Annotated in this window: 1 protein-coding gene; it reads left to right on the top strand. The window is 62.8% G+C overall.

Going from position 1 to position 615, the window contains the following annotated elements:
- The coding region (locus tag IEY89_RS40225) for an alpha-amylase family glycosyl hydrolase (RefSeq protein ID WP_268240813.1) at positions 1–615 on the top strand (615 nt) is incomplete at both ends.

The raw sequence follows: 615 nt of genomic DNA, 5'->3' as shown, positions 1-615 counted from the left end.
GTGGTTCAAACGCGCCGTCTTCTACGAGGTCCTCGTCCGCTCCTTCCAGGACAGCAACGGCGACGGAGTCGGCGACCTCAAAGGCCTCACCGCCAAACTCGACTACCTCCAGTGGCTCGGCATCGACTGCCTCTGGCTGCCCCCCTTCTTCAAATCACCGTTGCGTGACGGCGGCTACGACGTCTCCGACTACACCGCCGTCCTCCCCGAATTCGGCGACCTCGCCGACTTCGTCGAATTCGTCGACGCCGCCCACCAACGCGGCATGCGCGTCATCATCGACTTCGTCATGAACCACACCAGCGACCAGCACCCCTGGTTCCAGGAATCCAGAAACGACCCCGAAGGCCCCTACGGCGACTACTACGTCTGGGCCGAAAAAGACGACCAGTACCAGGACGCCCGCATCATCTTCGTCGACACCGAAGCCTCCAACTGGACCTTCGACCCCGTCCGCAAGGAGTACTACTGGCACCGCTTCTTCTCCCACCAACCCGACCTCAACTACGAAAACCCGGCCGTCCAGGAGGAAATCCTCTCCGCGCTGCGATTCTGGCTCGACCTCGGCATCGACGGCTTCCGCCTCGACGCCGTCCCCTACCTCTACCAGGCCGA

The organism is Streptomyces lacrimifluminis (genome assembly GCF_014646095.1).
Lineage (GTDB): Bacteria > Actinomycetota > Actinomycetes > Streptomycetales > Streptomycetaceae > Streptomyces > Streptomyces lacrimifluminis.
This window is presented reverse-complemented; position numbering and strand designations above follow the sequence as displayed.